The organism is Nitrospirota bacterium (assembly GCA_035516965.1).
Classification (GTDB): Bacteria; Nitrospirota; UBA9217; order UBA9217; family UBA9217; genus MHEA01.
The window spans coordinates 16,484-30,828 of record DATIZR010000100.1 but is presented as its reverse complement, the minus strand read 5'-3'; the positions used below and the strand labels follow the sequence as shown (position 1 = coordinate 30,828).

The 14,345-nt window shown below is 62.3% G+C and carries 9 protein-coding genes; all 9 read left to right on the top strand.

Annotation, left to right across the window (positions count from 1 at the left end):
• Window positions 1-997 (top strand): Calx-beta domain-containing protein (locus VL197_15095; GenBank protein HUJ19309.1); only part of this gene is annotated, 997 nt, incomplete at its 5' end.
• Between the two features lie 87 nt (window positions 998-1,084).
• A complete protein-coding gene (locus VL197_15090) occupies window positions 1,085-2,878 on the top strand; it encodes a peptidyl-prolyl cis-trans isomerase (protein HUJ19308.1) in 1,794 nt (597 codons plus the stop codon).
• Window positions 2,879-2,907: 29 nt separating this feature from the next.
• Complete coding sequence (locus VL197_15085) at window positions 2,908-4,881, top strand: cytochrome c3 family protein (protein ID HUJ19307.1); 1,974 nt, start codon at window positions 2,908-2,910, stop codon at window positions 4,879-4,881.
• Window positions 4,878-6,164, top strand: coding sequence for a cytochrome c3 family protein (locus VL197_15080; protein ID HUJ19306.1), 1,287 nt, complete (start codon window positions 4,878-4,880; stop codon window positions 6,162-6,164). The genes VL197_15085 and VL197_15080 overlap by 4 nt, the downstream gene beginning before the upstream one ends.
• 4 nt (window positions 6,165-6,168) lie before the next feature.
• Entirely contained in the window at window positions 6,169-7,062 is an 894-nt protein-coding gene (locus VL197_15075; GenBank protein HUJ19305.1) for an NHL repeat-containing protein, read from the top strand.
• Window positions 7,063-7,136: 74 nt separating this feature from the next.
• Window positions 7,137-8,678: a hypothetical protein gene (locus VL197_15070; GenBank protein HUJ19304.1), complete on the top strand. Its 1,542-nt coding sequence runs from the start codon at window positions 7,137-7,139 to the stop codon at window positions 8,676-8,678.
• 17 nt (window positions 8,679-8,695) lie between these two features.
• Window positions 8,696-9,379 carry a glycosyltransferase family 2 protein gene (locus tag VL197_15065; GenBank protein ID HUJ19303.1) on the top strand — a complete coding sequence of 228 codons (684 nt, stop codon included), beginning with the start codon at window positions 8,696-8,698 and terminating at the stop codon, window positions 9,377-9,379.
• A gap of 35 nt (window positions 9,380-9,414) precedes the next feature.
• Window positions 9,415-11,307: a tetratricopeptide repeat protein gene (locus VL197_15060; GenBank protein HUJ19302.1), complete on the top strand. Its 1,893-nt coding sequence runs from the start codon at window positions 9,415-9,417 to the stop codon at window positions 11,305-11,307.
• Window positions 11,226-14,312, top strand: coding sequence for a spermidine synthase (locus tag VL197_15055; GenBank protein HUJ19301.1), 3,087 nt, complete (start codon window positions 11,226-11,228; stop codon window positions 14,310-14,312). Before VL197_15060 ends, VL197_15055 begins: the two co-directional genes overlap by 82 nt.
• The last annotated feature ends 33 nt before the right edge of the window (window positions 14,313-14,345 follow it).

Here is a 14,345-nt window from a genome sequence, read left to right as displayed (position 1 = left end):
GGCGGTGAAGGGCAAGGATTACGCCTTAGCGGAAGGCCCCCTGACGTTCGCACCCGGAGAGACGAAGAAGTCCGTGGAGATCGAGGTCCGCAACAGCGGGATCTACGACGAGGCGAAGACGATCGAGCTGGTCCTGAAGGGGGCGAAGAACGCCGTCCTGGGCGCCGGCACCGTCCATGCCTATACGGTCATTGACAGCCATCCCCGGCCCACCGTGGCGTTCACGGCGTCGGAGCAGCGCTTCAAAAAGAAGATCGGCACTGTCGTCATCGCCGCCAGGCTTTCGGCGCGCGCGGGCAGGGACGTGATCGTCCCCTTTGCGGTCAGCGGCAGCGCCGTGCCGGGAGGAGATTACACGATCACGCCAAGCCCCCTGGTGATCAAGGCGGGGGCGGAGCAGGCCGAGATCACCATCACGTTCAAGGACGGCCCGCCCCTCGAGGCCGACCGGACGATCGAGGTGAAGCTCTCAAAGCCGGGCAACGCCCTCCTGGGGACGCCGAGCAATTACCGGCTGGTTCTGATGAAGGACGCCCTCCCCACCATTGCGGTCCTGCCGTTCTTCAATACGAGCAAGAACAAGCACGCCGGCGAGATCCTGATGCTTCAGTTCGTCAAGGAGCTGAAGAAGCTGACCGACTTTGTCGTGCTCGAGCCTGGCATCGTGAGGCAGCAGTTCTTGAACTTGCGGGTCGTCATGTTCGAGGGGCTGTCCTCCTCCGACATAGACCTGATCGCCAGCAACATCAACGCTGACCTGATCCTGACCGGCAAGGTCGCCGACTACAAGGATTCTGAAAGCACGTGGGGAAAGCCGAAGGTGAATTTCTCGGTCATGCTGATCGAGCGGGCGACCAAGAAGGTCGTCTGGGCTTCCCAGAGCGAGAACCAGGGGGACGACGCCATCACCCTGTTCGACTGGGGACTGATCAATACCGCCAATGCCATGGTGTCCGAGATGGTTCAGGTCGCACGGAAGAGACTCTTCACCTGGTAGGCAGGGAGAACAAGCAGACGCAACCGGCGCTGCCGGAGGGCATTCCATGCCAGTACGAACGGGTAACTTGCAAAAAAGGGGGAAAGCATGCAAAAAACGTTATTCATAGCAACAGGAGTCCTGACAGCCATCCTGCTGGCAGCTCCGGGAGGGGCCGCTGCGGAAGCAGCAGCCGGCCCGGGGAGCGCGGCGACGATGGAACAGAAACCGGGCGCACCGGAACAGGGGATGATCATGCTCGTTCGCGATCCCCGTTCCGCCAAGCAGATCCGGGTGCCCGTCATGTCCACCGATTCGGCCGACCTTGCCGTCGCGGAGGTGAACAGCGACCGGATAACCGTGAAGGACCTGCGGGACGCCATTGCCGGCATCCATGAGGAGCAGGACGAGACCGGGAAAAAGGCCGCGCAGGCGCCCCAGGTCGACCTGCCAAAACTGCTGAAGCGTCTCATCGACGCCCAGCTCATCTACCAGGAAGCGCAGAACATCGGTCTCGACGAACTCCCCGAGGTGACGAACACGATCGATGTTTTCAGGCAGGTGACGCTCAGGAACCTGGTGCGGGAACAGATCTGGAAGGACGTGAAGGTAAGCGACGCCGAATTTGACAAGGCCTATCGGGAGTCATCGAGAGAGGTGAAAACGAGCTCGGCGTTCTTCGAAAAGGAAAAGGATGCCAAGAAGGCCGCCGGGGCGATCAAGGCGGGCAAGAGCTTTGATGATGTCGTCGCCAAGGCCGTCAAGTCCGGAGCGGCGAAAGGGACCGAAACGGGCTCCTTCACGAAGGTCAGGGAACTCGATCCCGTCATCATCGCGGCACTGGACACAATGAAGATCGGGGCCGTCAGTCCCGTGAAGAAGATCAACCTGCGCGGGAAACCCTATTTTGTCCTCTTCCGCTACGAAGCGGAGCAGTTCGTCGACACTCCCGAGTTGAAGGACCAGGTGCGGCAGTCGCTCCTGGGGGAGAAGAGGACGAAGTCCCTGGGAGATTTTCTTGCCTCCCTGAACAAGAAGTACGTTACCTTTAACACGGCATTGATCGAGAGCCTGGACTACGGACCGCAGGGCCCGGGCCTCGAGAAGCTCTTGGAGGACCAGCGGGTCGTCGCGGAGATCCGGGGAGACAAGCCCGTCACGGTGGCGGATCTGTCCGACGGGATGCAGGAACGATTCTTTCACGGCATGAAGAGCCTGGCGGGACCGAAGCTGATCAAGGCCAGGCGGGATGCGCTCGAATCGGTGGTGCAGAAAAGGCTGCTGGTCCTGGAAGCAAAGAACCGGGGTATCGACCAGAGCGCCGAGTACCTGGACATGGTAAGGTCTTACACGCGCGACATCGTTTTCGGGCAGTTCGTGCAAAGGGTTCTTGCGCCCTCCGTGAAGGTGACGGAGGAGGACCTGCGCGCCTACTATCGCGACCACCGCAAAGAATATCTGTCCCCACCGCAGGTGAAGGCGCGCAGTCTCATCTTCAGCAAGAAGCCCGATGCCCTCTCGGCGATCGAGACGCTGAAAAAGGGCTCGGATTTCGCCTGGGTCAAAGCGAACGCGCCGGGTCAGGTGGCGGAGAACCCGGACGACGAGCCGCCCTTCCCGCAGGATTACGTTGCACTTAACTCGCTGGCAGGGGACGTGCAGAGGGCCCTGGAGGGCGCCAAATCGGAGGATACGCGGCTGTACGCAGGCCCGGGCGGCCAGTTCTACGTCCTTTTCGTCGAGGACATGGTGCCGCCCCGGGAACAGCCGTTCGAGCAGGTGCAGGAATCGATCCGTCCCACCGTGTTCTATGCAAAGTTGAACCGGGCCGTGGACGAGTGGATCGGAAAATTAAGGGCTTCCGCGGACATCAAGGTCTATCTCGCGGGCGCCGAGAAATAGCATAAACCCTGATGGGGCAGAGGAGAGCCATGGAAACCAAACAGTCTGTACGCAAAACGTTTCTCACCGCGTTGTTCCTTCTGGGCGGCGTCCTTCTCGCGACGGCCGGACCCGCCTTTTCCCAGTTCAAGTTCGAAAAAAAGGACTGCCTGGAATGCCACAAGAAATTCGCGGACAAGTACCTGGGGATGAAGAACGTCCACGCCATCGTCAAGGAGAAGAAATGCGATGATTGCCACCTGCGGCACGGCAGGGTCCCCAAGCTGATCCTGAAGAAGCCCGGAAACGAACTCTGCTATACCTGCCATCCGAAGGAGAAGCTCGGGCTGAACAAAGCGAAGGTGCACACCGCCGTCAAGTCGTCGAGCTGCACGAGCTGCCACAATCCCCACGCGTCCCAGGGGAAAGCGCTGCTCACGAAAGAAGGTGCGGCGATCTGCACGCAGTGCCATGCCCCGGAGAATTACGAGAAGAAAGTTGTCCATCAGGTCCTCAAGAAAGAGGGCTGCCGGGTCTGCCACCAGCCGCACAGCTCGGACACGGAGAACCTCCTGACCAAGGCGGAACCCGGCCTCTGCCTCGACTGCCACAGCGGCGGCGCGGCGGCATTCAAGAAGGCTCATGGCGGCTATCCCGTGGACGGCAAGGCGTGCACGCGGTGCCACAGCCCCCATGCGTCGACGGAACAGAAGCTCCTGAAAACCAGCGTGCATAACCCCGTCGCAACAGGAGGCTGCGATTCCTGCCATCAGCCCGCCGGAAGCGGCACGCCCTTCGCCACAACGCAGCAGGGCGCGGACCTCTGCTACCAGTGCCATGACGCGTCGGCCCTGAAGGCGGGGGGCACGATCGAGCATCCGCCGTTCAAGGACGGCATGTGCCTCTCCTGCCACGATCCGCATTCCGCGGAAAGTCCCAAACTGGTGGTCGAGAAGGGCAACAAGCTCTGCTTCAGCTGCCATCCCGACAAGGAAGCAAAGAAGGCGTACGGCCATGCGGCGGTGACCTCGGGCAGCGGGTGCCTCTCGTGCCACGCCCCCCATGCGGCAAAGAACAAAAAACTCCTGCTTGCAAAGGAGGGAGACATCTGCTTCACCTGCCATGCGAAGACCGCACAAATGAAGCAGGCAAAGGACGTCCATCCTCCCTTCGCCCAGAATATGTGCACTTCCTGCCACGACCCCCACGGAACGAATTTCGCCGGGATGCTCCGGACACGCATGGACTCCGTCTGCTATTCCTGCCATTCCGATCAGGAAACGGCGTTCCAGAAGGCGACGATCCACAAGCCGGTGGCCGATGCGAACTGTACGGCATGCCACAGCCCCCACGGCTCGAGCGAAGCACGGCTCCTGAAGGCGGCGGGCCCGACCCTCTGCTCCCAGTGCCACGCAGACCTCATGAAGGAGGCGGTCGGCGGCACGAACCATCAGCCCTTCAAGGACCAGAAATGCCTTCTCTGCCATGACCCGCATGCGAGCAACCTCACCGGCATGATCAAGGCCCGGCAGGACAGCCTTTGCCTCCAGTGCCACACGCCGATCAAGACGGGGCTCGAAACCGGGAAGAGCAAGCACGCGCCCGTCGCAGGCGGCGAGTGTACAAAATGCCACAGCCCCCACAAGTCGAAGCTTGCCAAGCTGCTCCTGGTCGAGGGCTCGGACCTTTGCCTGAACTGTCATGCGAACCTGAAGAAGAGAATGGCAGAGAGTACGGTCCATCCGCCGGCGGCCAGCGATTGCGTGCAGTGCCATCAGCCGCATTACTCCAAGGAATCGTCTCTGAACACCCAGGCCGTTCCCGCCCTGTGCGGCAATTGCCATGAGCTGGACGGCAAGGACTTTGCCAAGGACCATATCAACATCCGCTCGTCCGACATGGACTGCCGGGTCTGTCACGATCCGCATGCCTCGAAGGACCCGAAGCTGTTCAAGGAAAACATCCATCCGCCCTTTGCCGCACGGTCGTGCGAGGAATGCCATATCGTAGGAGAAAAGCGATGAACAGAACATACATGCGGAACTGGCTGATCCTGCTGGCGGTCGCCGCGGCGGGCATGTGCTGCACCAGCGCGTTCGCGGAGGCGCAGCAGAACAAGTTCAGGCTGAAGCCCGGTGGGCAGGGTAAGATCTGCCTGACCTGTCACACGACCTTTGAGGACAAATTGAAGCTGCCCTATGTCCACACGCCGGTCAAGGCCGGGCACTGCTCGGACTGCCACAGCCCCCATGCGTCTTCCCACCCCAAGATGCTGAACGCGGAGGTGAACCGGGTCTGCTTCAACTGTCATAAGAACATCGTTCCGGCGGCAGCGGTCAGCGGCCACAAGGTCGTCATCGAGGGCAACTGCGTCGCCTGCCATGATCCCCATGCGTCCAAGAACAAGTTCAACCTGGTGGCGTCGGGGAACACGCTCTGCTTCGGTTGCCACAGCGAGATGGGAACCGCCGTGCAGGGCGCGAAGTTCAAGCACAGCCCCGTCACGGGAGGCTGCCTGAACTGTCACAACCCCCACGGGTCCACGGATGCGGCATCGCTGCTGAAGAAATCCGTGCCCACCCTCTGCCTGGGCTGCCACAAGTCGGAAGCGCCTATTTTCAAGAAGCAGCACATGAACTATCCCGTGGCAAAAGGGCGGTGTACGACATGCCACAACCCGCACGGCTCGGACCGGGCCGGCATCCTCTTCACGAACGTCCACCGGCCGGTGGCCAACAAGATGTGCAACCAGTGCCATGAAGAGCCGACGTCGCCCACGCCCTTCGCGACAAAACGGCAGGGGTTCGAGCTGTGCCGCACCTGCCACAGCACCCAGCTGAGCGAGATGTTCAGCAAGAACCGGGTCCACTGGCCGCTGCTGGACAAAACGGGCTGCCTCAACTGCCACAGCCCCCACGCGTCGACGGCGAAATCGCTTCTCAAGAGCACGCAGATCACGGTCTGCGGGCAGTGCCACGCCGATTCCATCGAGCGGCAGATGCGCTCCGAGACAAAGCACGCCCCGATCAAGGAGGGCCAGTGCACCGCGTGCCATTCGCCCCACGCCTCGAACAACGTGTTCCTCTTCGAGCAGGCATCCTCGATCGACCTGTGCAAGAGCTGCCACAACTATGCACAGCATTCAACCCATCCTCTGGGCGAAGGCGCCATCGATCCGCGTAACCGGAACAGCTCTGTTGCCTGTGTCAGCTGTCACGGGACCCACGGGACCGAGAACAAGCATATGCTCTGGTATCCAACGGCCACGGACCTCTGCGTCCAGTGCCATACTCAGTATAAGAGGTGACGCCATGATGAGAAGCCTGTTCCTGATAATGGTCCTGACGCTGCCGTCGGCGGCGTTCGGGGCAGAAGTGATCCAGTTCCGCTATGTTGTCTCGGCGATGACCGACACGGCGGGTGTGAGCATCAAGCAGCCCGAAGGGGTCGCCTGTAATGACAACTCCCTTCTGGTCGTCTCCGATACGGCACGCGGCCGCCTCCAGCCCTTTACCGTGCAGGAGGGGTCGCTCAAGCCGGGGGCGGAGATCAAGGTTCCCTATCCGCTGCATGTGCGGCTGAACTCGAAAGGGGACCTTTTCGTACTCGACGGCAAACAGCGGAAGATCCTGCACTTCGGCCCGCAGGGCGAGCCCAAAGGAGATGTGCAGCCCCAGGGCATTCCTGCGCCGGCCGCGTGGATTCCCAAGAACTTTGCCGTGGGGCCGGACGATTCCCTCGCCATCCTCGACATCTTTTCCGCCCGCGTGGTCGTTGTGGACGCCGAGGGCAAGTTCCAGCGGCAGCTGCCGCTTCCGGCAAAGCACGGGTTCTTCTCGGACGTGGCCGTCGACCCCCAGGGCACGATCTTCGTCCTCGACAGCGTGGCAGCCGTCGTCTATGCGGCCGGCCCGAACGACAAGGAATACGCTCCGCTGACCAAGGGGCTGCACGACTACGTCGCGTTCCCCACGTCCATTGCAGCGGACAAGCGGTTCCTCTATGTCGTCGACCAGAACAGCGGGAGCGTCCTGGTCCTCGGCAAGGACGGAGCCATCAAGGGCCGCAAGCTGAGGATGGGCTGGAAGGAGGGAGAGCTCCGGTATCCTGCGGACATCTGCATCAACGGGAAGGGAGAGGTCTTCATCGCAGACCGCGGCAACAACCGCGTGGGGATCTATGCGTTGGAAACCGAGCATAAGTAGGCTGTCCGGTCGCCAAACGCGAGAGGCGCCGCTTTTCTTGGGGCCGGGTCTCCCGGCGAGGGAGAGGGAAAGACGTGCACCAGGCACCTCCTGAGAGGACGGGCGCGCGGCGGGAGCAACACCCCTGGCCGGCTCTTGGCTGGACCACGCTGTACGTGCTGGCGGCGGGCGCACTGCAGCGCAGCATTCCTTATCCGTGGGACAACGACACCGCGTACCATGCCGCTGTCGGACGGCTGATGCGGGAGCACGGGCTCCTGCATGCATTCCCCTGGACGCCGTTCAGCCTGTTGTCCGACCGGTACGCGGACAAAGAGCTGCTTTTTCATCTGCTCTTTGTCCCGGTCGCCGGACTCGACTGGGTCGTTGCATCGCAGATCATCGGCACGCTGGCCGGAGCGGCGCTGCTTTCCTCCCTTTATTTCGTGCTCCGCCGGGAGGGCGTTCGCTATGCCGGGCTCTGGGCGCTTGCTCCCCTGCTGAGTTCGGTCATATTCATCTATCGCTTCGTGCTGGTCCGTCCGCACCTGCTTTCCATCGCCCTGGCGCTGGTATTCCTTTGGGCGGCCGTACGCGGCAGGTATATCGTACTCGCGGCACTGTCGGCCCTGTACCCCTGGGTCTACGTGGCCTTTTGGCAGCTTCCCTGCCTGCTCCTGATCGCGGCAGAGACAGCCCGTTTTCTTTCGGAAGGGCGTGCCAGCTGGAAGCCCGCGGCAATTGCTGCCGCAGGCATTACAGCAGGGGTTGCGGTCCACCCCGATACGGCGAACCTGCTGGCCGTCAATTGGATCCATATGGCCGATGTCCTTTTCAGGAATTCCTGGATGGGCCAGCAGGGCTTCGACCTGGGAGCAGAGCTCGAGCCCCTGCCCGTTGCCGCGTGGGCGGGCGGGCTCGGCGCAAGCGTGCTCATGACCGTGTTCGCGGCCTGGGGAGCCTGGAAAGCCCGGCGGACGGACATTGTCCTGATGGCCTTTTCCCTGGCATCGCTCGGCTTCTGCGTGCTCACGGCCAGGTCGGGGCGGTTCGTGGAATATTTCGTCCCCTTTTCCGTTGCCGCGGCCGCGCTCGCCTCACGCCTGATCGCCTGGCGGTTCTTTTCACCGGCGGTCATCGGTGCTTCGGCGGTGCTGACACTGGGGATGGGGGCCGGGTTCTTCGCAGGGCTGACACAGAGGCCGAACGAGATGCCGGCAGACGTCGCGTCCTATCTGCGGCAGCAGATCCCCGAGGGCGCCCAGATATTCACACCCGATTGGGACCATACGGGATGGCTCCTGCTGACCCTGCCTGACCGGCGGTTCATGGTCGCCCTCGACCCGACGCTCTTCTATCGAAAGGACCCGGAGCGCTACCGTCTGTGGTACCGGATCTGCCACGAGGCGCAGCCCGATGCGGCAGATGCCATCCGGCGGTATTTTGGCGCACGCTATGTACTGGGCCTTCATATCGCCCAGAACAACGAGCTTTTCTATCAGTTGAGCCGGGACCCGGGCGTAAAGAAAATGCTCTACTCCGACAGCTGGCTGCTGTTCGATCTGGGCCAAACCGCGCGCCCGGAAGAGCCGCACGGACAGCTGCCGTCATCGGCAGGGACCCCCATTCAGAGATAACAGCGAGGATGCACAGAATGAAACTGTCAGTGGTAATTCCCGTGTACAACGAAAAGACGACCATCGAGCAGCTCGTCGACCGTGTCAAGGCCGTCAAGGTGCCTAAGGAGATCATCATCGTCGATGATTGCTCCTGCGACGGCACCCGTGAGATCATCCGCGGGCTGGCCGACGACATGGTCTCGGTGGTTCTGCATCAGCGCAACATGGGCAAGGGTGCCGCCCTGAGGACCGGCCTGCGGCATGCAACGGGGGACATCGTCGTCATCCAGGATGCAGACCTCGAATACGACCCCGGGCAGTACCCGAAGCTGATCCAGCCGATCCTCGAGGGCAAGGCAGACGTGGTGTTCGGCTCCCGTTTCGTCACCGGCGATTACCGCAGGGTGCTCTTCTTCTGGCACATGGTCGGCAACAAGTTCCTCACGCTTCTTTCCAACATGCTGAGCAATATGACGCTCACGGACATGGAAACCTGCTACAAGGCGTTCAAGCGGGAGATCTTTGATAAAATATCGATCGAGGAAAACCGGTTCGGATTCGAACCGGAGATCACCGCGAAGATCGCCAAACTCAAGCTCAGGGTCTATGAAACGGGGATCTCCTATGCCGGCAGGACCTATGCGGAAGGCAAGAAGATCAGCTGGAAGGACGGGTTCTCCGCGCTCAGGTGCATCATCAAGTACAATCTCCTGCGGTGATGCCGCGGTGTGCCCTGGGGCGGCACGAGAGGCCAATGCGCAGAAACTTCCTGACTCACCAGGTAACGGTCATCGTTCTCATCCTCCTCGTCGGGCTGCTGGCCTATGCGAACAGCTTCACCGTGCCCTTTCAGTTCGATGACGACAGTTATATCGTCAACAATCCCGCGATCAGGTCGTTCCACTTCATTTTTCATCCCGCCGCCGTCGACAGTCTTTTCGAGCGGTCCCCCACCGCCCTCCCGATCGCCCTGCGGTATGCCTTCACGACGCGCATCGTGGGATATCTTTCCTTTGCCGTCAACTATCAGCTCCACGGCCTGCACGTCGTTGGCTACCATGTCGTCAACCTGATGATCCATATCGCCTGTGCCGTGCTGGTCTACCTGATCATCGCGGCCACGTTCAACACCCCCTTCTTTGCCGCGTGGGGACCACGGGACGACGAGGCCCTCCGCGGGCTCATGGCGGCTGCCCCTGCGCTGCTGTTCGTAAGCCATCCCCTCCAGACCCAGGCCGTCACCTATCTGACCCAGCGATTCACCTCGCTGGCGGCATGCTTCTTCCTCCTGTCCCTGCTGCTCTATATCAAGGCCCGGACCGGCCTGCCGGGGTCCAGGCGCTTTGGCGCATATGCGGGGTCGCTTCTGGCCGCCGTCGCAGCCATGCTGACCAAGGAGTTCACCGTTACCCTGCCCGTTGTCATCGCGCTCTACGAGCTGTCCTTTCTGGACGGGAAGGCGCGGGACCGCGTGAAGGTCCTGGCGCCCTTCGCGGTCACGCTGGCGATCATCCCGGCGCTGGTGTTCTTCAAGCAGGGTTCGCTGAGCGCCCTGGACAGCACCATGCGCACCTTTACCGCGGCCGATGTGACCAACATCTCCCGCACCGACTATCTGCTCACCCAGTTCCGTGTGATCATGCTCTACCTCCGGCTCCTGTTCGTGCCCGCCGGTCAAAACGTGGACCACGATGTGCCGGTGTACCACTCTCTGTTCGCGTTGCCGGTGCTTGCCTCGTTCCTGGCGCTGCTGGCGCTTTTCCTGCTGGGAGCCTTTCTCTACGCACTATCCCGGCGGAACAGGGCATATCCGGAGCTCAGGTTTGCGGCGTTCGGGATTGCCTGGTTCTTTATCACCCTTTCCGTGGAATCCAGCGTCATCCCTCTCGGCGAGCTGGTGGCCGAATATCGCCTCTACCTCCCCTCGGTCGGCATGCTGGCGGCCGTTGTTTCTCTCGCATCCTTTGCGGCCCGGAGGTATTCGCGCGTAAAGGCATTCTCGCCCGTCGTCCTCCGTGTCCTGCTCGCCGCGTGCGTTGCCGTGTTTTCTACGGCAACCTTTCAGCGGAACCTCGTTTGGGCCAGCGAGACCGCCCTCTGGGAGGACGCGGCCCGGAAAAGTCCGGGCAGGGTGCGGCCCCATCAGAACCTCGGGCTGTATTACGAAAGCGAGGGCCGGTTGGAAGACGCCGAGCGGGAACTGCGGGCAGCGCTGCTGCTGGCCCCGGACAATTTCGAGCTGCACAATAACCTCGGCGTGGTCTATAAGAAACGGGGAGCCTACGAACCCGCCGCCCAGGAGTACCGCACCGTGCTGGAGCTCGCCCCCGGGGACGTCATGGCCCGTTACAACCTGGGCAATCTGTACCTGGAGCAGGGCCGCACCACGGATGCCGTCCGGGAATACGAGATCACGGTCGGCCTGATCCCCGATTATGACGAGGCGCACAACAATCTGGGCATCGCGTATCAGCGGGCGGGCCGGACCGCTGAGGCGGTCCGGGAGTTCGATCGGGCGCTGCAGCTTAATCCCAACAACGAGCACGCCCGCATGAACCGGGAGGCATGCCTCGGGAAGGCAGCCCCGGCAGCGACGGGGAGGAAAAAAGAGGCGCCCGGTCCGGCGCGCGCGGCCGGCGGTCGCTGAACACGGAAGGAATGCTGTCCATGCAGAGAAAAACGCTCAACGTGCTGTTCCTGATATTCACGCTGTCGGGGTTCTCCGGCCTCATTTACGAGTCGATCTGGACCCATTACCTCAAGCTGTTCCTGGGGCATGCAGCGTATGCGCAGACGCTCGTCCTGGCGATCTTCATGGGAGGGATGGCCATCGGCTCCTGGATCTGCGGCGCCTGGTCGCTCCGCTGGCGGAACCTGCTCCTCGGGTACGCGGTCGTCGAAGGCGCCATCGGGCTCATGGCCATCGGCTTTCACACCGTGTTCGACGGGATCGTCCGCTATGCCTATGTCAGCGTCCTCCCGCAGCTCGGCTCCCCCGCCCTGGCGGGCGCGTTCAAATGGACCGTGTCGGCCCTGCTGATCATGCCGCAGTCCCTGCTGCTGGGTATGACCTTTCCGCTGATGAGCGCCGGTATCCTGCGTTTGTCGCCCCGGGAGCCGGGCCGGACCATTTCGCTGCTGTACTTCACCAACAGCCTGGGTGCGGCGATCGGAGTGCTGACGAGCGGCTTCGTTCTCATCCGGCTCATCGGACTCCCCGGAACGATCCGGATTGCCGGTCTCATCAATATCGCCCTCGCCTGTGCGGTCGTGCTCGTGATGAGGCAGCAGGGAGCGCAGGGCCGGGCGGACGATGCGCCCCGGGATCCTGCGGAGGCCGCACCGAGGCGGGGCAGGACCGCCCTCTTCTTAGCCGCCTCCCTGATAACCGGCGCTGCCTCGTTCATCTATGAGATCGGGTGGATCCGGATGTTGAACCTGGTCCTGGGGACTTCCACCCACGCCTTCGAGCTCATGCTGAGCGCGTTCATCCTGGGTCTGGCCCTGGGCGGCCTGTGGATCCAGCGGCGGATAGACCGGATCGCCTCGCCCGGGCGGTTCCTCTCCTTCGTGCAGGTCATCATGGGGATGCTGGCGCTCTCAACGCTCGTGCTCTACGGGCAGACCTTCTCGGTCATGCAGTGGATCGTCAAGACGCTGAACAAGACGGACGGCGGCTACGCCCTCTTCAACCTTTCGAGCAACGCGATCGCGCTGGTCATCATGCTGCCGACGACGTTCTGCGCCGGGATGACCCTTCCGCTCATTACCTATCAGCTGCTCAAGCAGGGCAGAGGGGAGGGCAGCATCGGCGAGGTGTACGCGGCCAATACGGTCGGCGCCATCATCGGCGTTTTTTTCGCCATCCATGTCGGGCTGCCGCTCCTCGGCCTGAAAGGCCTTCTGGTCGTCGGAGCCGGGCTCGATATCGGGCTGGGGGTGGTCCTCGCCTGGCGCTTCGCGAACGCGGCCTCCCGCCTTGTCCCGGCGGCCGTGACCGCGCTGTCGCTGGGTGCGATCGCCGCCTCGCTCCTCTTCGTCGGCCTTGATCCCTATCAGATGGCTTCGGGAGTCTATCGCGACGGCCATCTCCACTCGTCCCGTAACGTGGACATCAAGTTCCACGCCGACGGCAAGACCGCGACGATCAGCCTGCTCTTCATGAAGGGCAGTGGCGAACTGGCGCTCGCCACGAACGGAAAGACCGATGCGGCATTGAACCCCGATGGCGCAGGACGGGCCACGTCGGATGAACCTACCATGATCCTGATGGGGGTTCTGCCCATGGCGCTGCACCCGCAGGCGAGGACCGCAGCCGCTATCGGGCTCGGGTCCGGCCTGACGACGCAGACGCTCCTGAGCAATCCCCGTCTTCAGCAGGTCGACACGGTGGAGATAGAGCGGCGCGTCGTCGAAGCATCCAGAATGATCGGCCCGCGCGTGGGGGCCGTGTTCAACGACCGGCGCAGCAGGATCTTCATCGACGATGCAAAGACGTATTTTTCGCTGCATAACGCCGCGTACGACATCATCGTATCGGAGCCGTCAAATCCCTGGGTCAGCGGCGTTGCCAGCCTTTTTTCCGAGGAGTTCTACCGTCTGATCACCCGGTACCTGTCCGATGATGGCGTGTTCGTCCAATGGATACAGCTCTACGAGATCGATGCCGACCTGATCATCTCGGTCCTGAAGGCCGTCGATGCCAATTTTGCCGACTATGCGGTCTATGCCACCAACGATTTCGACGCTCTGATCATCGCGCGGAAAAAAGGAAGGATGCCGGCCCTGGCCCCCGAATTCCTCGCGCAGCCCGCCGTTTCCGCGGCCCTTGGCCGCATCCGGGTCAGCAACGTCCAGGACATCGAGATCCGGAAACTGGGCGACAAGGGTTTCCTGCACAGGCTGCTGGATGCCTCTCCCATCCGCGCGAACTCCGATTATTATCCGGTCCTTGATCAGAACGCGGCCCGGGCACGGTTTCTCAAGGCCGATGCGTATGCATTTCACACGCTCACCAGCGCCATGCTGCCGGCCTACGAACTGCTGACCGGGAACGCTCCCTCCTGGAAGACTACGGACGTCACGCTTTCTCCGTACCTCACGAAATCGGAATTTGCCTTTACCGCGATGGCGCTGCGGGATTACAACCTGCAAGGGCATTTCGGCCCGAGGTACGGCGCGGTGCCTTCGGGTGTCGAGCGCCAGGCACGGACGCTCAGGCAGTCCTTTTCCGAATGCCTGTCGGGGCCGGACCAGACCAGGCACACGAACCTGTTCAATGTCAGTGTTGAAATGGTCCCCTATCTGCGGCCCCAGGAATTGAACGCCGTCTGGACGAGGCTCGAAACAGGCGCCTGCAGACGTGCCCGATGGGCCGAGGACCAGCACTGGATCGCGCTGTTCAAGGCTGTCGGGCGCCGGGATGGCGGCGGGATGGCGAACGAAGCAGAGGCGATCCTGGCGACGGGGGGGTCCTTTGACCCCCTGGAGGAACGCATGCTCGTTGCCAGCGCCATGGTGGGCTCCCTGATGCAGGGGGACCGGCCGGTAGCATTCGGGTACTGGAAAAAGTATCGCACCGCCCTGTTCAGAGCGGGCGAACCCGATCTGTTCTTTCGTCTGCTCGCGGCCGAAAGCACCCGTCCCGATTGACGAACCTTCCTGCCGAGGTGCGGATCGAGCAGG

Bases quoted from the DNA above. Each gene is read 5' to 3' on its own strand.
- VL197_15090 (HUJ19308.1), top strand. From the start codon at position 1,085: ATGCAAAAAACGTTATTCATAGCAACAGGAGTCCTGACAGCCATCCTG.
- VL197_15085 (HUJ19307.1), top strand. From the start codon at position 2,908: ATGGAAACCAAACAGTCTGTACGCAAAACGTTTCTCACCGCGTTGTTC.
- VL197_15080 (HUJ19306.1), top strand. From the start codon at position 4,878: ATGAACAGAACATACATGCGGAACTGGCTGATCCTGCTGGCGGTCGCC.
- VL197_15075 (HUJ19305.1), top strand. From the start codon at position 6,169: ATGATGAGAAGCCTGTTCCTGATAATGGTCCTGACGCTGCCGTCGGCG.
- VL197_15065 (HUJ19303.1), top strand. From the start codon at position 8,696: ATGAAACTGTCAGTGGTAATTCCCGTGTACAACGAAAAGACGACCATC.
- VL197_15060 (HUJ19302.1), top strand. From the start codon at position 9,415: ATGCGCAGAAACTTCCTGACTCACCAGGTAACGGTCATCGTTCTCATC.
- VL197_15055 (HUJ19301.1), top strand. From the start codon at position 11,226: ATGCCTCGGGAAGGCAGCCCCGGCAGCGACGGGGAGGAAAAAAGAGGC.